We start from the raw sequence: 18,818 nt of genomic DNA, 5'->3' as shown, positions 1-18,818 counted from the left end.
TGGCCATTGTCCCCGGCATACGACCCCGATGCACGCCGATCTCCCACCTCCCGATCCGCTGGCCCTGGCGCACAGCGACGCGCTGGCCGCGCATGTCCGCGCCGAGATAGACGCGTCCGGCGGCGCGATCCCGTTCTCGCGCTTCATGGAGCTGTGCCTGTACGCGCCGGGGCTGGGCTACTACAGCGCCGGCAGCACCAAGTTCGGCGCCGCCGGCGATTTCGTCACCGCGCCCGAACAGGGCCGGCTGTTCGCCGCCACGGTCGCCGGCGTGCTCGCCATCGCCCTGCGTGCGCTGGGGCCGCAGACGCGCGTGCTGGAGGTCGGCGGCGGCAGCGGTGCGTTCGCCGAGGTCGCGCTCAAGCGCCTGCTGCAGCTGGATGCGCTGCCGGACCGTTACGCGATCCTGGAACCGAGCGCGGACCTGCGCGAACGCCAGCGCGAGCACCTGGCGCGCACCCTGACGCCGCCGGTGTTCGACCTGGTGGAGTGGCTGGACCGGCCGTTCGAGGACGACTGGGATGGCGTGCTGTTCGCCAACGAGGTGATCGACGCGCTGCCCACGCCGCGCTTCACCCTGCGCCAGGGGAGTGTGTTCGAGGAACACGTCGCGCTCGACGGCAACGGCGGTTTCATCCGCGTCGACCGGCCGGCCGATGCGCTGCTGGCCGCCGCCGTGCGCCATGTCGAGCATGCGCTCGGCACGCCGTTCGCCGACGGCTACCGTTCCGAGCTGCTGCCGCAGCTGCCGTACTGGCTGCAGGCGGTGGCCGGCGGGCTGCGCTCGGGCGCGATGCTGTTCGTCGACTACGGCTATCCGCGCCGCGAGTACTACCTGCCGCAGCGCGACGACGGCACCCTGCGCGCCTTCTACCGGCAGCGCATGCACGGCGACGTGCTGCGCTGGCCTGGCCTGCAGGACCTGACAGCGTCGGTGGACTTCACCGCGCTGGCCGAGGCCGGCACCGGCGCCGGTTTCGACCTGGCCGGCTACTGCAGCCAGGCCAGTTTCCTGCTCGGCAACGGCGTCGACCGTCTGCTGGCCGAGGCGGAGTCGCGTACCGACGACGCCGGCGCGGTGCGCCTGCGCGAGGAACTCAAGCGCCTGACCCTGCCGGCGCACATGGGCGAGCGCTTCCAGGCCATGGCGTTCGCGCGCGACATCGACCTGGGCGCAGCGTTCCTGCTGGGCGACCTGAGCTGGCGGTTGTGAGCCGCCTGCCGCTGGCGGGCGCTCTCAAGCCGTTGCGCCGGCCGCGGCTGTGGCTGGGCCTGTGGTGGCTGGCGGTACTGGCGGTGGTCGTGCTGAGCCTGACCCCGCCGCCGGCGATGGAGCTGCCGCGCCATGGCGACAAGCTCGAGCACCTGTTGGCCTATGCGCTGCTGGCGGCGGCAGCCGTGCAGCTGTTCCGGCCCGGGCGGCGATTGCTGGCGATCGGTGCGGGACTGGTGCTGATGGGCGTGGCGCTGGAGTTCGCGCAGGGTGCGCTCACCGCCACCCGCCAGGCGGATCCGGCGGATGCACTGGCGAATACCGTGGGCGTGGCGCTGGGCCTGCTGACCGCGCTCACGCCGTGGCGCGACGCCTTGTCGCGTTTGTAGGAGCCGGGTTCAGTTGGCGACTCGACGCCGTCGGCACAGGCGACGCCCTCGTGGTTCCGACGCCCGTGTCGCCGACTGAAGTCGGCTCCTACAGAAGAGTCGCCGTGCCATGGCTGTTGTAGGAGCCGGGTTCAGCCGGCGACCCGACGCCGTTGGCGCAGGCGACGCCTTCGTGCTTCCGACGCCCGTGTCGCCGACTGAAGTCAACTCCTACAAAAGAGCGGCCGCGCCGTAGCTGTTGTAGGAGCCGGGTTCAGCCGGCGACCCGACGCCGCCGGCCCAGGCGACGCCCTCGTGCTTCCGACGCCCGTGTCGCCGACTGAAGTCGGCTCCTACAGAAGAGCGGTCGGCCGCGGCTGTTGTAGGAGCCGGGTTCAGCCGGCGACCCGACGCCGTTGGCGCAGGCGACGCCTTCGTGGTTCCGACGCCCGTGTCGCCGACTGAAGTCAGCTCCTACAGAAGGGCGGATGCGCCGCCGCTGTTGTAGGAGCCGGGTTCAGCCGGCGACCCGACGCCGTTGGCGCAGGCGACGCCTTCGTGCTTCCGACACCCGTGTCGCCCACTAAGTGGGCTCCTGCATTGTCCCTCTTTCGTCGTCCCGGAGGATGCCGGGACGACCGGAGGTCGAGGAGAGACGGCGCAACCGCGCGACCGCAGGCAGAAAAGCGCGCACGGCGGGGAGTAGGGCCGCCGTGCGCGTGCCACGTCAACGCAACTGCAGCGTGGCCCGGTCCAGCACCCACATCTGCGGGCGGGTGTCGCCGGTGAAGCGCACGCACAGGTCGTGCCGGCCGGTCAGGTCCTGCGGCAGTTCGGCGACCAGTTCGACGAAGCCGTCCGGACCCAGCTTGGCCGGCAGCGGCACGCTGGCGATCCGTTCGCCGCCGCAGCCGCCGGCGTGGATATCCAGTTCGCCGTGTGCCGAGCGCGCCGGCTCGAAGCGACGCGCCGGCTCGTCGTGGGCGAGCTGGAAGTAGTACGGGATCCGCCCCGCGCGCACCTTCACCGCGGCCACGCCGCCCAGGTCCGCGCCATTCCACTGCCAGCACGGGTAGAAGATCGTGGTGTTGAAGATCGCGCGCTCGCCGTCGGCCGGGCCGTCGTCCTCCAATCGCAGCAGCAGGCGGCCGGCATCGGGGCAGGTGGCCAGTTGCTCGTCGGTGCGGGTCAGCAGCGCGGCCGCATCCCAGGCGTAGTCGCGCGCGGCGGCCAGCGGCTTGCCGTCGGCATCGAATGCGGTTGCGCGCAGCCGTGCCGGCAGGGTCACTTCCAGCGGTGATGCGTACAGCGCCGAGGCGGCCGTCGGCTCGCTGCCGTCGGTGGTGTAGCGCACCTCGTAGCCGAGCGGGTTGACCAGTGTCACCGTCGCGGTGCCGGCCGTGCGGTCGTCCTCGGCCACCGCGTCGACCTGGAACGGCGTCTGCGCGTAGTCCACGCCCCAGCTGCGGTAGCGCTCCAGCTGCGCCGGCAGGCGCCGCAGGAAATCCGCGTAGTCCTTGCGCTCGCGCGGCGTCCAGCCGGTCTCGGCGACCGCGGCCAGGCGCGGGAACACGTTGTGCTGCAGGCGATCGAAGGTGCGGGTGTGCTCGGTCCACATGTTGGCCTGCAGGCCGAGGATGTGCTGGCGCTTGTCCTCCTCCAGCACCGCCGGCACCGGTTCGAAGTTGTAGACCTGCTCCATCGGGATCGAGGCCGGGCGACCCGGCGGCTCCTCGGGCGACTTCGTCTGCAGGTAGTCCAGGTACAGGTCGCCGGACGGTGACATCACCACGTCGTGGCCCTCGCGCGCGGCCTTCAGCCCGCCCTCGATGCCGCGCCAGGACATCACCGTGGCCTCGGCCGGCAGTGGTCCCTCGAGGATCTCGTCCCAGCCGATCAGGCGCTTGCCGTGCGCGGCGAGGTACTTCTCCAGGCGCGCGACGATGTGGCTCTGCATCTCCATCTCGGTCTTCGCGCCGACCTCGCGCATGCGCTCCTGCACGCGGGCCGAAGCTTCCCACTGGTCCTTGACCGCTTCGTCGCCGCCGACGTGGAAGTAGGTGCCGGGGAACAGCGGGATCAGTTCGCCGATCACGTTCTCCAGGAACCGGATCGTGCTTTCATCGGCGCTGAACAGGTTCGGGAACACGCCCCATTCGCTGGACGGCGCCAGCGGCTGGCCGGTGGTGCCCAGCTCCGGATACGCTGCGATCGCGGCGGTGGCATGGCCGGGCTGGTTGATTTCCGGGACGATGGTGATGTGCCGCTGCGCCGCGTAGGCGACGATGTCGCGGACCTGCTCCTGGGTGTAGTAGCCGCAGTACGGGCGCGGCTTGCCGGTTGCCGGCTCGATGCCGCCGTCGCCGGCCGGGATCCGGCAGCCGCCGACCTCGGCCAGCTTCGGATACTGCTTGATCTCCACGCGCCAGCCCTGGTCGTCGGTCAGGTGCCAGTGCAGGGTGTTGAGCTTGTGCAGGGCCATCGCGTCGATGACCTGCTTGACCTGGTCCACGCTCCAGAAGTGGCGCGCCGAGTCGAGCATGAAGCCGCGCCAGGAAAAGCGCGGCGCGTCCTCGATGCGCACCGCCGGTAGCGACACCGCGCCGGCGTCGTCCACGTTGGCCAGCTGCAGCAAGGTCATCGCGCCGTAGAACAGGCCTGCCGCGTCGCCGGCGCTGACGGTTGCGCCTTGGGGCGTGACTTCCAGTAGGTAGGACTCGGCGCCGGTGCGCGCCGGGTCGATCGCGAAGCGGATCGCGCCGGCCGCATCGGTGCCGTCGGCGGCGAGTGCGGGTTCGACGCCGCGGCCCTTGCCCAGCAGCGCGGCGAACTGGCCTGCGACCGTGCGCGCGGCCTCGCCCTCGGCCAGCAGCGGCGTGCCGGCAGAGAGCGCGAAGCGGCCCTCGCCGGGCACGACGCTGGCGGGCAGCGGCACCAGCGCAAGCGCGGCGGACTGTTGCTGCGCGGCGGCGGTCGCTTGCGAGGCCGAGTCGGCGCCGCGGTCGCCGGAACAGGCGGCAAGCACGGTGGCCAGGCCGGTCGCGCACAGCAGGCGCGCGGGTCGGATGAAGCGTGGTCGGTTCATGTTCACTCCCTGGTGTTGCAGTAGTGCGTTGCCGGACGTGTTTCCCAAAATGGAACGGGCCTGGATCGCTCCAGGCCCGTCCCGCAACGGACAGCCTGCGCTGCCGCCATGTCGCCTGCGTCAGAACTGCGCGCGCAGCGAGAGCATCACGCGGCGGCCGGTGCGGTAGTCGCCGCGGACCAGCTTCTCGGTGTTGGCGATCCCCTTGACCTCCGCGTAGGTGTAGTAGTTGGAGTCGAGCAGGTTCATGCCGTCCAGGTTGATGCTCAGGAACTGGTTGACGCGGAAGCCGACGCTGGCGTCCAGCGAGTCGTAGTCGTCGGTGACCAGGTAGTTGCCGCGGTCGACCTGGGTGTAGTACTTCGAACGCCAGGCGTAGGTCACCCGCGCGCTCCAGCGGTCGTTCTCGTAGAACGGGCTGACGTTGACCTGGTTCTTGGAGCTGTACGGCAGCGGATCGCCGTTGTCGGCCTCGCCGTTGGCGTAGGTGTAGTTGGCGATCAGGCCCAGGCCATTGTCGAAGGTCTGCTGGAACGCCGCGGAGAAGCCCTTGACCGAGGCGGTGCCGGCATTGTCGGGACGGGAGATGGTGAAGACCGTGTCCGTGTTGGTCGACTGGTTGAAGTGGGTCTCCTCGCGCGTGGTGTACAGGATGTAGTTGTCCACGTCGCGGTAGAACACCGAGCCGGCCAGGATCGAGTTCTCGTTGAAGTACCACTCGGCCGAGAAGTCCAGGTTGGTGGATTCGTACGGGTCCAGGTCCGGGTTGCCGCCGCCGCCGGTCAGGGTCTGCGGGCCGAGCCACAGGAAGTTGGACATGTCGCCGTAGTTCGGCCGCGCGATCACCTTGGCCAGCGAGCCGCGGAGCACCACGTCGTCGCCCAGGTCGTAGGCCACGTTGAGGTTGGGCAGGAAGTTGCTGTACTTCTTCTTGACGCTGGTCTGCTCCCAGTCTGCCGGGGCCGCGCAGGAGGTGCCCAAGCACTGCCAGCCGATGCTGTCGGACTCGGTCTGGACGTAGCGGAAGCCGACGTTGCCGCGGAAGCCGTTCCAGCTGTAGTCGGCCTGGACGTAGGCGGCGCTGATGTCCTCGGTCACGGTCCAGGTGTTCTGGGCGAAGGAGCGGTCGTTGAAGGTGCCCGGCTCGGGCATGGTCTGCCACGGCGCCAGCCACTCGCCGCTGAGGATCCAGTCGGCCAGCGCCCAGCCGTCGATGGTGAAGCGCTCGGACAGGTCGCCGGTGCCGCTGAACCCGCTCAGGTAGTTGCCCGGAAGCGGACGCGGCGAGAACTGGGAGGCGGTGGCGTCGCCGTAGCCCTGGATGGCGGCCAGCGCCACGCCGGCCATCGACTGGCCGGTCTCGTGCTCGCGGCGCTTGGCGCCGAAGCGGACCTGGTAGATCGGCGCGTCGAACTCGACGCCGAAGTCGACCTGGCCGTACTTCTCTTCGTCGCGGGTGGGCTTGGTGACGATGTTGCCGCCCCAGCCCGCGGCCCAGTTGTCCGGGCCCGGCGGATCGGTGTGCCACGGGCTGGCGTAGCCGCCGTCGATCCGGAAGGCGCCCGGATCCAGGAACGGGTTGGTGCCCTCGAAGGTCAGGCCGCGGTTGCCGCTGATGTCGTAGCTGTAGTCGGACCAGTTCAGGAACTCGCCGAAGACCTGGCGGCCGGTGCCGCCGGTGGCCTTGGAACTGCCGGCATGGGCCGAGGCGAACCAGCGTTCGTCGCTCCAGGTCGCCTTCAGGTCGTAGGACTCGGTGTCGACCGTGGCCTGGCGGTTGATCAGGTCGTACACGACCAGTGCGTTGTCGAAGCTGGCCTTGGTGATGACGCCGCCCTCGACGGTCAGGTCGGTCAGCCGCATCAGGCTGTTCCAGGGATTGCCGTTGAAGGCGAACATCGAGTGGCTGATGTTGTCGAAGCCGGCCTTGACGTCGAGTGCGTTGAACTCGATGTCCAGCTGCTCGACGGGCTTGAACTGCAGCGCCACCGACAGCGTGTCGCGGTCGCGCTTCTGCTCGAAGTAATGCGCGCTGACGGAGTTCGGGCCGACCGCGTCCAGGTTGGCGAGCAGGGTGGTCGCGCAGGCGCCGGCGCAGGAGGGCGGGAGCGTGGGCTGGCTGCCGTCCGGGTTCGCCGGCACCGACCAGTCGGTCGGCCGGTTGTAGATCGAGCCGCCGCCGCCCTGGCCGTACGCGTAGTTGTGGCCGGTCACGGTGCCGTAGGACTCGATGCCGTCGCGGCGGATGCTTTCGTTGGCGCGCTGGGCGGCGATGATCACGCCGAAGTTGTCGGCGTCGTTCTTCCAGCCGAACAGCACCGATGCTTGCGGGTCGCCGCTCTCGATGCGGTCGTTGTACATGTAGCTGATCTGGCCGGAGACGGTGTACTTGCTGTCCAGGTCCAGCGGCTTGCGGGTGCTGACGATGACCGTGCCGCCGATCGAGCCTTCGTCGATGTGCGCCTCGGGCGACTTGTAGACCTCGACCTTGCCGACGATCTGCGGCGCCAGCAGCGAGTAGTTGAAGGTGCGGCCCGGCTGGTCGGCGATGTACCAGTCGGCCGAGGCGATGGTCTGGCCGTTGAGCAGGGTGCGGTTGAGTGCCGGGTCGGTGCCGAGGATCGAGACCTTCTCGCCCTGGCCGAAGGCCTGGTCGATGGTCACGCCGGGGATGATGCGGATCGCCTCGGCCACGTTGCTGGCCGGGAACTTGCCCACGTCCTCGGCGGTGACCGCGTCGATGATCGCATCGGCGTTGCGCTTGGTCTCCAGTGCGCGCTGCAGGCTGCCGCGGATGCCGATGACGGTGACGCCGTCCAGCTCGGTCGCCTGCTGCTGTTGGGTCTGGGCAACCGGCGCGGCGGCTTCCTGCGCATTGGCCTGCACGGCGAATCCCAGGCAGGTCACGATGGCGGCGGAAAGGACTGACTTGCGGTGCTTCATGATGTCTCTCCCATCATTGTTTTGAGTTCCACCGGAGATCCGCCTCCGGCGACGACTGCTTCATGTGCCACGGCGTGGAACGTCCCGTACGCACTACCCTCGCTTCATAAAAGCCTGGCTCTTCCTGACGCCGTGCTGCTCACTTCCCCGTAAAACCGGAACCCAGGTACCAGCTGGCGGCGCCGACCACACCCAGCTGTCCGTGTTCGACCAGGCGCACCGACACCCGCTCCAGCGCCTCGCGCATCGGTCCCTTGTTGAGGAACCGGGCGACGAAATCGCTGCGGACGAGGAACTCGCGGATGTGCGGCAGGATCCCGCCGGCCAGGTAGACGCCCTGCACGCCGTACAGCAGCGCCATGTCGCCGACCGTGCTGCCGAGCAGGCCGCAGAACGCTTCCAGGCTTTCGCGCGCCAGCGCGTCGCTGCCGTCCAGCGCCGCGGCGGTGACGTCGCCGGGCCTGGCGAAGACGGGCGCGACGCCACGTACGGCGCACAGTGCGTTGTAGAGGTTGATCAGGCCTGGCCCGGACAGCGCGTGCTCGACCGGGACGTGGCTGCGCTGCTCGAGCATCTGCCGCAGCAGCGCCATCTCCAGTTCGGTGCCGACCGACAGCGCGGCCTGCCCGGCCTCGGTGGCCAGCACCACCGGGCCGCTGCCGGTGGGGATCCACACCGCGGCGCCCAGGCCGGTGCCCGGGCCCAGTACCAGGATCGGGCCGGGCGCGATGCGCTCCGGACCGGCCAGCTGCAGCACCTCGCTGCCGCCCAAGTGGGCGACCGCATGGGCCACGGCCTCGAAATCGTTGACCAGGTGCACCGCGTCCAGGCCCAGGCTGTCGCGGATCTCGGCCGGCGACAGCCGCCAGGGCAGGTTGGCGGTGATCACGGTGCCGTCGGCCAGCGGGTAGCCGGCGCTGGCGATCACCGCCACCCGCGCCGCCGCGCCACGGGCATCGGCAAGACCGGCGATGAACTCCCTGAGGATGTCGGCCAGGCTGGCGTAGTCGGCGCAGCGGAACTTGCTGTACGCCAGCACCTGCAGCGGTGCGCCGGCATCGATGCCGGCCTGGACCAGGCCGATGCGGACATGGGTGCCGCCGACGTCGGCCGCCACGAACGGCTGCGACAGTCGGCCCGGCAGAGGTGTGGCATTTGCGGCTGCTGACACGCGGACTCCCCGTAGCTGGCGTGCGCCGGATTTCCCTGATCGGCGGCACCGGATGCGGCGGAGTGTGGAAGTGGTCTGACAACGATGTCAACACATTGTGACAAAAATTCCTGTGCGCCTGTCCGCTCGCACCAAAAGCGTGGCTTCGTCAGCGCTGTCATCCCGGATTACGCACATTCATGGTGCCTAATCAGGCACATACAGCGTATTCATCTTCCAGTGCAGGCCTCGATCCATGTTGCATGGCAGCAGCAGAAGTGCCGGGAAGCGGCCCGCCACGGTTGACAAGCCGGGCCCGGCGGCGGAAAGAATGTGACAACGTTGTTCCCGCTCGAGTCCTGCGCCGTGACCGGCGCCAAGAGAGCGACCGTCCATCCGCCCGGGGAGGCACCGCAGTCCATGTCCGCAACCACCACCGCGCCCGCGCGCGCCGGCCTGGCCACGTCCATCGCGATCGTTGGCGGCCTGTTCTTCATCCTGGGTTTCTTCACCTGGCTCAACGGTCCGCTGATCACGTTCGTGCAGCTGGCCTTCGACGTCAGTGAGATCTCGGCATTCCTGGTGCTGATGGTGTTCTACCTGTCGTACTTCTTCCTCGCCCTGCCGGCCTCGTGGATCCTGCGCCGCACCGGCATGAAGAAGGGCCTGGCGCTGAGCCTGGTGGTGATGGCGGTGGGCGCGCTGGCGTTCGGCCAGTTCGCCACCTGGCGCATCTTCGGCGGCGCGCTGGCCAGCCTGTTCGTGCTCGGCGGCGGCATGGCCCTGCTGCAGACCTCGGTCAACCCGTACATCTCGATCCTCGGCCCGATCGAGAGCGCGGCGCGGCGCATCGCGCTAATGGGCATCTGCAACAAGGTCGCCGGCATCCTCGCGCCGCTGCTGCTGGGCACGCTGGTGCTGCACGGCGTCGGCGACCTGGCCGCGGAAGCGGCCGCCGCCGATGCCGCCACCCGCGACGCGCTGCTGTCGGACTTCGCCGGCAGCATCCGCGGCTTCTACCTGGTGATGTCCACCCTGCTGCTGCTGGCCGCGGTCGCCATCCTGTTCTCGCCGCTGCCGGAAGTGCGCGCCGAGGAGGCCAACGCCATCCCGGCCGGCGCCGGCGGCGGCGACCGCCGCAGCATTTTCCAGTTCCCGCACCTGTGGCTGGGCGTGCTGTGCCTGTTCGTGTACGTGGGCGTGGAGGTGATGGCCGGCGACGCGATCGGCACCTACGGCCACGCCTTCGGCCTGCCGCTGGACCAGACCAAGTTCTTCACCTCCTTCACCCTGGCGGCGATGCTGCTGGGCTACTTGGTCGGCCTGGCGCTGATCCCGCGCTTCGTCTCCCAGGAGCGCTGGCTGAGCGTGTCGGCGGTGCTGGGCGTGTTGTTCTCGCTGGGCGCGCTGCTGACCGAGGGCTACGTGTCGGTGGGCTTCGTCGCCGCGCTGGGCTTCGCCAACGCGATGATGTGGCCGGCGATCTTCCCGCTGGCGATCCGCGGCCTGGGCAGCTTCACCCAGATGGGCTCGGCGCTGCTGGTGATGGGTATTGCAGGCGGCGCGATCATCCCGCAGGCGTTCGCGGTGCTGAAGCAGTACTACGACTTCCAGTGGGTGTTCGCCGCGCTGATGGTGCCCTGCTATCTGTACATCCTCTACTACGCCCTGCGCGGCCACCGCGCCGGGCTGCCGGCCGGGCGGTAATTGCCGCATCATGGACGGCGGACAGACTCCCAGGGCAACTGAAGGCATGCGCAGGCCGACCATCAAGGACGTCGCCGAGCGGGCGAAAGTCTCGCTCAAGACGGTGTCGCGGGTGATCAACAACGAGCCCTCGGTGATGCAGGCCACGCGTTCGCGCGTGCTGGCGGCCATCGCCGAGCTGGACTACGAACCGGACGCCACCGCGCGCAACCTGCGCAGCGGCACCCCGTTCGTGATCGGGCTGGTCTACGACAACCCCAACCCGTACCACATCATCGGCGTGCAGAACGGCGTGCTGGCCGCCTGCCGCGAGACCGGCTTCGGCCTGCAGATCCAGCCCTGCGACTCGACCTCGCCACTGCTGGCCGAGGAACTGGCCGAGTTCGTGCAGCGCTCGCGTCTGGCCGGGCTGGTGCTGACCGCGCCGATGTCCGAGCGCACCGACCTGGTGGCCGCGCTGGTCGCACGCGGGATCCGCGTGGTGCGGATCATTGCCGCCACCGAGGACCCGGGCGACGGCCCCTGCGTCTACATCGACGACCGTGACGCCGCCTACGAGGTCACCGAGCACCTGATCCAGCTCGGGCACCAGCGCATCGGTTTCCTCTGGGGCGGCGCCCAGCACCGCTCCTCCGGCGAGCGCTACGCCGGCTACGAGGCGGCGCTGAAGGACTACGGCATTACGCTCGACAAGCACCTGGTGGTGCCCGGCGACTACACCTTCGACGACGGCTTCCGCGGCGCGCGCCGCTTGCTGGCCTTGCGCGAGCCGCCCACGGCGATCTTCGGCTCCAACGACGAGATCGCCGCCGGCGTGCTGGCCGCGGCCAAGTCGGTCGGGCTCAACGTGCCCTACGACCTGTCGATCGCCGGGTTCGAGGACAGCCCGTTCTCGCGCCAGTCCTGGCCGGCGCTGACCACCGCCAAGCAGGCCACCGAGGACATCGCCCGCCACGCCGCGCGGCTGCTGATCGGCGGCCTGCGCCAGGACGCCTACGACGACCATCCGCTGGCCGTGACCAACCAGGGCTTCGTGCCGCAGCTGGTGGTGCGCGGCTCCACCGCGCCGGCGCCGCTGCAGTCGCGCCCGCGTCCTCCCACTTCCTCCGAAGCATGAACATGCCGCTCGCGCTGCCTGCCGGATTTCCCGCAGAAACAGAAACATTGATGTTCCAGGAAGCGGCGCAGACCGCCGACGTGGTGGCCGCCCAGTTCGCCCGCAACCGCGACACTGTCGCCGCGCTGGCCGCGCAACTGCGCGCGGCGCCGCCGCCGTTCGTGGCCACCTGCGCGCGCGGCAGTTCCGACCACGCCGCCACCTATGCCAAGTACCTGATCGAGACCCAGCTGGGAATAGTGACGGCCTCGCTGTCGCCCTCGATCGGCTCGGTCTACGAAGCGCCGCTGCGGCTGGAGGGCGCGCTGTTCATCGCCATCTCCCAGTCCGGCAAGAGCCCGGACCTGCTGCGCAATGCCGAGGCCGCCAAGGCCGCCGGCGCCCGCGTGGTGGCGCTGGTCAACGTCGAGGACTCGCCGCTGGCGCGGTTGGCCGACACGGTGATCGCGCTGGGCGCCGGCCCGGAGAAGAGCGTGGCGGCGACCAAGAGTTACCTGGCCTCGCTGGCCGCCATCGTCCAGCTGGTCGCGCACTGGAAGGACGATCCGGCGCTGCTGGCCGCGCTGGACACGCTGCCGCAGTCGCTGCGCGCGGCCTGGCAGCAGGACTGGTCGCCGCTCGCCGACGGCCTGGCCGAGGCGCGCAACCTGTTCGTGCTCGGCCGCGGCCTGGGCCTGGGCGCGGCGCAGGAGGCGGCGCTGAAGTTCAAGGAGACCTGCGGCCTGCACGCCGAGGCCTACAGTTCGGCCGAGGTCAAGCACGGGCCGATGGCGCTGGTCGGCGCCGGCTTCCCGGTGCTGGTGTTCGCCCAGCCGGACGAAACCGGCGCCGGCACCGTGGCCCTGGGCGAGGAATTCCGCGCGCGCGGCGCGCAGGTCTGGACCGCGGCCGGCAACGGCGAGCTGCCACTGGTCCCCGCGTCGCACGCGGCGCTGGCGCCGCTGTTGACCATCCAGAGCTTCTATCGCGCGATCAACGCGCTGGCCCTGCGCCGCGGCCACAACCCGGACCTGCCCCCGCATCTGAACAAGGTCACGGAGACGGTGTGATGGTTGCGCGCGTGCTGGTCAACGCCCGTGTGCTGGTGGACGACGGGTTCCGCGACGACCTGGCGGTGCTGCTCGACGACGCCGGCGGCATCGCCGCGCTGGTACCGGCGGGTCAGGCGCGGATGCAGGCCGGACAGGTGCACGACCTGGGCGGCGGCTGGCTGCTGCCGGGCTTCATCGACGCCCAGGTCAACGGCGGCGGCGGCGTGCTGTTCAACAACGACACCCGGGTCGAGGCGATCGCCGCGATCGGCCGCGCGCACCGGAAGTCCGGCACCACCGGCTTCCTGCCGACCCTGATCAGCGACGACGCCGAGGTGATGGCGCGCGCGGTGGCCGCCACCCGCGCGGCGATCACCGCCGGCGTGCCGGGCGTGCTCGGCGTGCACCTGGAAGGCCCGTACATCGCGCCGGCGCGCAAGGGCACCCACGACGCCGCCAAGTTCCGCGTGCCCGATGCGGCCGAGGCGGCGATGGCGACCTCGCTGGACAACGGCGTCACCCTGATCACCCTGGCGCCGGAGCAGGTGCCGCTGGAGACGATCCGGGCGATGGTCGCGCGCGGCGCGATCGTGGTCGCCGGCCATACCGCGGGCAGCTACGAGGAGATCCGCGCGGGGCTGGACGCGGGCCTGCGCGGCTTCACCCACCTGTTCAACGCGATGTCGCCGCTGCAGGGGCGCGAGCCGGGCGCGGTCGGCGCCGCGCTGGAGGACCGCGGCAGCTGGTGCGGGATCATCGTCGACGGCGTGCACGTGCATCCGGGAAGCCTGCGCGTGGCGCTGGCGGCCAAGCCGCGCGGCAAGCTGTTCCTGGTCACCGACGCGATGCCGATGGTCGGCTCGGACGATCCGGCGTTCGCGCTGTACGGCGAGGTGATCACCGCGGTGGACGGCGTGGTCCGCAACGCCGCCGGCGCACTGGCCGGCTCGGCGCTGGACATGGCCACCGCGGTGCGCAACTGCGTGGACCTGCTCGGCCTGCCGCTGGAGGAGGCGGCGCGGATGGCCGCGACCTATCCGGCCGAATTCCTCGGCCTGGGCAACCGGCTGGGCCGGATCGCTCCCGGGTACCAGGCCGACCTGGTGCTGCTGGACGAGGCGCTGCAGGTGCGTTCGACCTGGATCGCCGGCGCGCGCGAGGACGTGGCGTGACCGCAGCGGCGCGCGGCGCATGACGGCCGCGGCCAAGGCCCCGCGCTTCGCCTCGGTCGACGCGCTGCGCGGCCTGACCGTAGCCGCGATGCTGCTGGTCAACAACCCCGGCGACTGGGGCCACGTCTATCCGCCGCTGCTGCACGCCGACTGGCACGGCTGCACGCCGACCGACCTGGTCTTCCCGTTCTTCCTGTTCATCGTCGGCGTGTCGATCGCGCTGGGCGTGGTACCGCGCGCGGAAGCCGGCGCCGACCGCGGCGCGCTGATGCGCGTGGTGGCGGTGCGCGCGCTGCGCATCGTCGGGCTCGGGCTGCTGCTGCACCTGCTGGCGTGGTGGTGGCTGGAGATGCCGCACTTCCGCCCATGGGGCGTGCTGCAGCGGATCGGCCTGTGCTTCCTGGCCGCCGGCGCGGTGGCGCTGTGGCTGCGGCCGCGCGCGCAATGGGCACTGCTGGGCGCGCTGCTGCTGGGCTGGTGGGCGTTGCTGGCGTGGAGCGGCAGCCTGGCGCCGTGGGACAACCTCGCCAGCCGCGTCGACACCGCGCTGCTCGGACCATGGCTGTACCAGTACGACCCCACCACCGGCCGTGGCCACGATCCGGAAGGCCTGCCCAGCACGCTTGGCGCTCTGGCCACCACGCTGCTGGGCCTGCGCGCCGGCGACTGGCTGCGCCGCGGAGAACTGCGTGCGCTGTGGATCGCGGGCGTGGCCGCACTGTTGCTGGGCCTGCTGTGGTCGCAGTGGCTGCCTTGGAACAAGCACCTGTGGACCTCGTCCTACGTGCTGTGGACCGGCGGCTGGGCGCTGCTGGCGCTGGCCGCCGCGCACGTGCTGGTCGACCGCCGCGGCTGGCCGGCGCTGGGGCGCAGCTTCGGGGTCAACGCGATCGCCGCCTACGCCGGTTCGGCGGTGATGGTCTACCTGTTCGCCGCGCTGGGCTGGTGGGGCTGGCTCTACCAGGTCGCCTTCGCCGGCTGGATGACGCCGCGCTTCGGTCCCTACCTGCCGTCGCTGGCGTTCGCGCTGGCCTTCGTCGGGTTCTGGTGGGCGGTGGTGCGCTGGATGGACCGGCGCGGCTGGCATATCCGGATTTGACCTCGCCCGGCCAGGTCTTGTGGAAGGCGGGCATGGCTGGCGGCACGCGGGACTGGCTGGCCACCGCGTTCCGGCGCCCGGGTCGATCGCTGAAGCCGACTTCTGCAGAAAGGGGGATGGCGCCCCAGCGTCGCCTTGCCGTGGCTGGCGTTCCTCGTCTTCCGGGAACGCGCCGTGGATGCGCTCATGCACGTGCGGACCTGGCTGGAAGCGAACGCCAGCGCGGTGGTGGCGGTGATGCTGGGTGGCGCTGGCGGCCAGCGGTGTGGCCAAGCTGTAGGCGCCGGCGTGCCGCCGGCCCGGAGCCGTTGGCACAGGCGACGCCCTCGCGATCCCGACGCCCGTGTCGCCGACTGAAGTCAGCTCCTACAGAGGGCGGCCGCGCCGCGGCTGTTGTAGGAGCCGGGTTCAGCCGGCGACCCGACGCCGTCGGCACAGGCAACGCTGTCATGATCCCGACGCCCGTATCGCCCGCAAGTCGGCTTCCCGCAGGACGCTGTGCCGGCTACCTGGATGGCACGATCGGGCCGATCGCCGGCCTGTGCGAACGATTCACGCCACGCACTGCGCGGCACGGTCCAGCAGCAGCTTGCGTTCGCGCGCGTTGCCGGTCATCGCCGCGGCGCGTTCGAACTCCGTCTGCGCCTCGGCCCGGCGGCCCAGCTTGAACAGCAGGTCGCCGCGCACACTGGGCAGCAGGTGGTAGCCGGCCAGTTTCGGTTCCCCGCGCAATGCGTCCACGCGCTCCAGCGCCGCTTCAGGACCGAACGCCATCGACACCGCCACCGCACGGTTGAGCTCGACCACCGGCGAGGGCGACAGCTGCGCCAGCGCGTCGTACAGGGCGACGATGCGTACCCAGTCGGTGTCGCCGGCGGTCACCGCGCGCGCGTGGCAGGCGGCGATGGCGGCCTGCAGGGCGTAGGGCCCCAGCGCGCCCCCCAGCCGCTGCGCGCGCTCCAGCGCGGCCAGGCCACGGCCGATCAGCAGCCGGTCCCAGCGCGAACGATCCTGGTCCAGCAGCAGCACCGGTTCGCCGTCCGGACCGGTGCGCGCGTGCAGGCGCGAGGCCTGGATCTCCATCAGCGCCACCAGCCCGTGCACCTCCGCTTCCTGCGGCATCAGCCCGGCCAGCACCCGGCCCAGGCGCAGCGCCTCCTCGCACAGCGCCGGGCGCACCCAGTCGTCGCCGCTGCTGGCCGCGTAGCCCTCGTTGAACACCAGGTAGACCACCCCGAGCACCGCCGACAGCCGCTCGGGCAGTTCCTCGCGGCGCGGGATCTCGAACGGCACGTTGGCCTCGGCCAAAGTCCGCTTGGCGCGTACGATGCGCTGGGCCACGGTCGGCTCGCTGGCCAGGAACGCGCGCGCGATCTCGCCGGTCTCCAGGCCGCCGAGCAGGCGCAGGGTCAGCGCCACCCGCGATTCCGGCGGCAGCACCGGATGGCAGGCGATGAACATCAGCCGCAGCAGGTCGTCGCCGACCGGGTCGTCGAGCAGGTGGTCGTCGCGCCGCTCCGCCTCCTCCTGCAGCTGCTCCAGCTCGTAGGCGACCTGCACGTGCTTCTGCTCGCGCAGCTTGAGGTGGCGCAGCCGATCGATGGCGCGGTTGCGCGCGGTGGTCATCAGCCACGCCCCCGGGTTGTCGGGCACGCCGGTCTCCGGCCACTTCTCCAGCGCGGCGACCAGCGCGTCCTGGGCCAGTTCCTCGGCCAGGCCGACATCGCGGACGATGCGGACCAGGCCGGCGATGACGCGCGCCGACTCCATCCGCCAGACCGCGTCGATGGTGCGATGGATGTCCCTGCGGGCGGGGGGCTGGCTCATGCGCGGCGATCACACCACCGCCACGCGCAGGCGGCAAGTCCGATGGCCGTCATGCCTGCGACGGCACCGCGTCGGGATCCATGAAGAACGGCTCCCACTGGTGTCCATCGAGGTCGGCGACGCTCTGCTGGTACATGAAGCCGTAGTCGCGCGCCGGCTGGGTGACGGTGGCGCCGGCGGCCACCGCCTTGGCGACCAGCTCGTCGACCGCCTCGCGGCTGTCCAGCGAAATTGCCAGCAGCACTTCGGTCTGCCGGCTGGCGTCGCTGACGGACTTGGTGGTGAAGGTCTGGAAGAACGGCTCGACCAGCAGCATCACGAAGATGTTCTCGCCGACGATCATGCAGGTGGCGTTGTCGTCGGTGAACTGCGGATTGAAGCTGAAGCCCAGCGCGGTGAAGAACGCGACCGAGCGGTCGAGGTCCTTCACCGGGAGGTTGACGAAGATCTGCTTGGCCATGGGAGGTTCCAGTGCGTGGCGGAGAGGGGCGGGCAGGCCCGCTCAGTCCTCGGGGCAGGGATCGGAGCAGTTCACCATCCACGGCACCCCGTGGCGGTCGACCAGGCTGCCGTAGCGCTTGGCCCAGAAGGTCGGCTGCAACGGCATCTCGATCCGCTTCGCGCCGTCGGCCAGCGCGGCGAACACGCGTTCGGCTTCGGCGGTGTCGCCGGTCTGGAAGGAGATGTACGACCCGGTGATGCCTGCGTACGGGTGGTCCGGGGTGGCGTCGGTGCCCATCAGCAGGTGGCCGCCGATGTCGATGCAACCGTGCATGATCCGCTCCTTCACCGCCGCCGGCGGTTCCGGGCACTCCTCCGACGGCGGCATCTCGCCGAAGGTCATCATCGCCATGGCCTTGCCGCCGAGCAGCGCGGCATAGGACTCCAGCGCCTGGCGGCAGTCGCCGTCGAAACTGAGGTAGGTGTTCAGTGGCATGTGCGTTCCTCTTGGATGGCAGTGACCGGTCAGCCGCGCGCGGCGATTTCCTCGCGCAGGCGGCGTTCCTGCTCGCGCAGCTCGGGGGTGAATTCGGCGCCGAAATCCTCGGCCTCGAACACCGGCCGGATCTCGATCTCGCTGTCCTCCGGCATCGGGTTCGGGCAGCGCTTGGCCCACTCGATGGCTTCCTCCATCGAGCGCACCTGCCACAGCCAGAAGCCGGCGACCAGTTCCTTGGTCTCGGCGAACGGGCCGTCGACCACGCTGCGCTGCCTGCCTGAGAAGCGCACCCGCACGCCGCTGGCGCTCGGGTGCAGCCCTTCGCCGGCCAGCATCACCCCGGCCTTGACCAGTTCCTCGTTGAAGCGGCCCATGTCGGCCAGCAACTGTTCGCTCGGCATCGCGCCGGCCTCGGAGCTGGGCGAGGCCTTGACCATCACCATGACGCGCATCTTCGTTCTCCTCGTGGGCGACCGGCGCCCTGGGTGGGCGGTCCTTGCCAGTACGACGGGCGACCGGAGCGTGGATCGACACGATGGGCCGGGCGACGTTCAGCGGATGTCGTGGCCGAACGCGCGCGCTCGGGCCGAAGATCTCTGCCGCCTGACGGGGCGGTGATGCAGGCGCCAGGAACAGGCGATCATCGGTCCAGGTCTGCCGGCAAGGGACGCCCCCGAGGACGGTTCCCGGTCGTCGCGCAGGGCAGGAACATGAGCAAGCGTGGATTCGCCTTCGTGGTATCCCTGGCCTGGGGCGGCATTTGTCTCGCGGACGGCGATCCCGTCCGGTCCGCTAGCCCACATGGCTTCCTTGACCCCCGATCCTGGCTGCGCAACCATCCTTGCCATGGCGCAGGACGTGCCTGATGCCGCCGACGACAAGGGAATGCCGATGCCGCAGAAGGAATGGATCGCCAACGTGCACGGCCACGAGGTCCGCGTCGTCAACACGTGGACCGGTGGGACCCGCCTGTACATCGATGGCGACTGCCGCGACCGCAACCATGGCCTGTTCGCACCGACCTGGCGGCGCTGGCTGTCGGCGCGCGTGGTCCAGGGCGATCCGTCCAGCGACCTGGTCGAGGTGCACCTGGTGGCGCTGTTGCAGGTGAAGGCGCGGATCTTCGTTAACGGCAGCTTCGTCGCCGGCGACGCCGGATAGGCGTT

15 protein-coding genes are annotated in these 18,818 nt (G+C 70.4%); 8 read left to right on the top strand and 7 right to left on the bottom strand.

The genetic code is table 11. The features are described 5' to 3' along the window. Positions 1–28 precede the first annotated feature (28 nt). Positions 29–1,213, top strand: a complete 1,185-nt coding sequence (locus WQ53_RS06795; protein WP_052631382.1) for a class I SAM-dependent methyltransferase — start codon at positions 29–31, stop codon at positions 1,211–1,213. Next, complete coding sequence (locus WQ53_RS06790) at positions 1,210–1,602, top strand: hypothetical protein (protein ID WP_052631380.1); 393 nt, start codon at positions 1,210–1,212, stop codon at positions 1,600–1,602. The genes WQ53_RS06795 and WQ53_RS06790 overlap by 4 nt, the downstream gene beginning before the upstream one ends. Before the next feature lie 706 nt (positions 1,603–2,308). Here WQ53_RS06790 and WQ53_RS06785 read toward each other — a convergent pair. The 3 genes from WQ53_RS06785 to WQ53_RS06775 form a co-directional block, all read right to left on the bottom strand. Continuing rightward, positions 2,309–4,666 carry a family 20 glycosylhydrolase gene (locus WQ53_RS06785; protein WP_052631378.1) on the bottom strand — a complete coding sequence of 786 codons (2,358 nt, stop codon included), beginning with the start codon at positions 4,664–4,666 and terminating at the stop codon, positions 2,309–2,311. 120 nt (positions 4,667–4,786) lie between these two features. Continuing rightward, positions 4,787–7,609 carry a TonB-dependent receptor gene (locus tag WQ53_RS06780; protein ID WP_052631376.1) on the bottom strand — a complete coding sequence of 941 codons (2,823 nt, stop codon included), beginning with the start codon at positions 7,607–7,609 and terminating at the stop codon, positions 4,787–4,789. 139 nt (positions 7,610–7,748) lie between these two features. After that, entirely contained in the window at positions 7,749–8,726 is a 978-nt protein-coding gene (locus tag WQ53_RS06775) for a glucokinase (RefSeq protein ID WP_236685918.1), read from the bottom strand. Between the two features lie 453 nt (positions 8,727–9,179). Here WQ53_RS06775 and WQ53_RS06770 point away from each other — a divergent pair, with 453 nt between their 5' ends. From WQ53_RS06770 to WQ53_RS06750, 5 genes are read left to right on the top strand one after another with little or no spacing between them, the layout of a single operon-like run. Further along, positions 9,180–10,466 carry a sugar MFS transporter gene (locus tag WQ53_RS06770; protein WP_052631372.1) on the top strand — a complete coding sequence of 429 codons (1,287 nt, stop codon included), beginning with the start codon at positions 9,180–9,182 and terminating at the stop codon, positions 10,464–10,466. 46 nt (positions 10,467–10,512) lie between these two features. After that, a complete protein-coding gene (locus tag WQ53_RS06765; protein WP_052631370.1) occupies positions 10,513–11,583 on the top strand; it encodes a LacI family DNA-binding transcriptional regulator in 1,071 nt (356 codons plus the stop codon). Positions 11,584–11,585: 2 nt separating this feature from the next. Beyond that, positions 11,586–12,632, top strand: coding sequence for an SIS domain-containing protein (locus WQ53_RS06760; RefSeq protein ID WP_052631368.1), 1,047 nt, complete (start codon positions 11,586–11,588; stop codon positions 12,630–12,632). Further along, a complete protein-coding gene (gene nagA / locus WQ53_RS06755; protein ID WP_052631366.1) occupies positions 12,632–13,786 on the top strand; it encodes an N-acetylglucosamine-6-phosphate deacetylase in 1,155 nt (384 codons plus the stop codon). The genes WQ53_RS06760 and nagA overlap by 1 nt, the downstream gene beginning before the upstream one ends. Before the next feature lie 19 nt (positions 13,787–13,805). Beyond that, complete coding sequence (locus WQ53_RS06750) at positions 13,806–14,885, top strand: acyltransferase family protein (protein WP_052631364.1); 1,080 nt, start codon at positions 13,806–13,808, stop codon at positions 14,883–14,885. Positions 14,886–15,437: 552 nt separating this feature from the next. On the opposite strand, the gene WQ53_RS06745 is transcribed toward WQ53_RS06750, so the two are convergent. The 4 genes from WQ53_RS06745 to WQ53_RS06730 are packed head-to-tail and all read right to left on the bottom strand — an operon-like array spanning position 15,438 to position 18,104. Then, the gene (locus tag WQ53_RS06745) at positions 15,438–16,712 is read right to left on the bottom strand and encodes an RNA polymerase sigma factor (protein WP_052631362.1); all 1,275 of its coding nucleotides are present in this window, start codon (positions 16,710–16,712) and stop codon (positions 15,438–15,440) included. 49 nt (positions 16,713–16,761) lie between these two features. Next, a complete protein-coding gene (locus WQ53_RS06740) occupies positions 16,762–17,172 on the bottom strand; it encodes a VOC family protein (protein WP_052631360.1) in 411 nt (136 codons plus the stop codon). A 42-nt stretch (positions 17,173–17,214) separates the two neighbouring features. After that, positions 17,215–17,649: a VOC family protein gene (locus WQ53_RS06735; RefSeq protein ID WP_052631358.1), complete on the bottom strand. Its 435-nt coding sequence runs from the start codon at positions 17,647–17,649 to the stop codon at positions 17,215–17,217. Positions 17,650–17,678: 29 nt separating this feature from the next. Then, positions 17,679–18,104 carry a YciI family protein gene (locus WQ53_RS06730; RefSeq protein WP_052631356.1) on the bottom strand — a complete coding sequence of 142 codons (426 nt, stop codon included), beginning with the start codon at positions 18,102–18,104 and terminating at the stop codon, positions 17,679–17,681. A 394-nt stretch (positions 18,105–18,498) separates the two neighbouring features. On the opposite strand from WQ53_RS06730, the gene WQ53_RS06725 reads away from it, so the two are divergent. After that, positions 18,499–18,813 (top strand): hypothetical protein, encoded by a 315-nt coding sequence (locus WQ53_RS06725; RefSeq protein ID WP_052631354.1) that lies wholly within the window; start codon positions 18,499–18,501, stop codon positions 18,811–18,813. Positions 18,814–18,818: the final 5 nt, after the last annotated feature.

This window comes from Pseudoxanthomonas suwonensis, assembly GCF_000972865.1.
Taxonomy (GTDB): domain Bacteria; phylum Pseudomonadota; class Gammaproteobacteria; order Xanthomonadales; family Xanthomonadaceae; genus Pseudoxanthomonas; species Pseudoxanthomonas suwonensis_B.
The sequence above is the reverse complement of the archived record's forward strand: the minus strand, read 5'-3'. Positions and strand labels throughout refer to the sequence as shown.

What these genes read in the sequence shown, in the direction of transcription:
- WQ53_RS06780 (WP_052631376.1), bottom strand. Translation starts at nt 7,609, where the DNA reads ATGAAGCACCGCAAGTCAGTCCTTTCCGCCGCCATCGTGACCTGCCTG.
- WQ53_RS06735 (WP_052631358.1), bottom strand. Translation starts at nt 17,649, where the DNA reads ATGCCACTGAACACCTACCTCAGTTTCGACGGCGACTGCCGCCAGGCG.
- WQ53_RS06725 (WP_052631354.1), top strand. Translation starts at nt 18,499, where the DNA reads ATGGCGCAGGACGTGCCTGATGCCGCCGACGACAAGGGAATGCCGATG.
- WQ53_RS06730 (WP_052631356.1), bottom strand. Translation starts at nt 18,104, where the DNA reads ATGCGCGTCATGGTGATGGTCAAGGCCTCGCCCAGCTCCGAGGCCGGC.
- WQ53_RS06770 (WP_052631372.1), top strand. Translation starts at nt 9,180, where the DNA reads ATGTCCGCAACCACCACCGCGCCCGCGCGCGCCGGCCTGGCCACGTCC.
- WQ53_RS06785 (WP_052631378.1), bottom strand. Translation starts at nt 4,666, where the DNA reads ATGAACCGACCACGCTTCATCCGACCCGCGCGCCTGCTGTGCGCGACC.
- WQ53_RS06740 (WP_052631360.1), bottom strand. Translation starts at nt 17,172, where the DNA reads ATGGCCAAGCAGATCTTCGTCAACCTCCCGGTGAAGGACCTCGACCGC.
- WQ53_RS06765 (WP_052631370.1), top strand. Translation starts at nt 10,513, where the DNA reads ATGCGCAGGCCGACCATCAAGGACGTCGCCGAGCGGGCGAAAGTCTCG.
- nagA (WP_052631366.1), top strand. Translation starts at nt 12,632, where the DNA reads ATGGTTGCGCGCGTGCTGGTCAACGCCCGTGTGCTGGTGGACGACGGG.
- WQ53_RS06795 (WP_052631382.1), top strand. Translation starts at nt 29, where the DNA reads ATGCACGCCGATCTCCCACCTCCCGATCCGCTGGCCCTGGCGCACAGC.
- WQ53_RS06750 (WP_052631364.1), top strand. Translation starts at nt 13,806, where the DNA reads ATGACGGCCGCGGCCAAGGCCCCGCGCTTCGCCTCGGTCGACGCGCTG.
- WQ53_RS06760 (WP_052631368.1), top strand. Translation starts at nt 11,586, where the DNA reads ATGCCGCTCGCGCTGCCTGCCGGATTTCCCGCAGAAACAGAAACATTG.
- WQ53_RS06745 (WP_052631362.1), bottom strand. Translation starts at nt 16,712, where the DNA reads ATGAGCCAGCCCCCCGCCCGCAGGGACATCCATCGCACCATCGACGCG.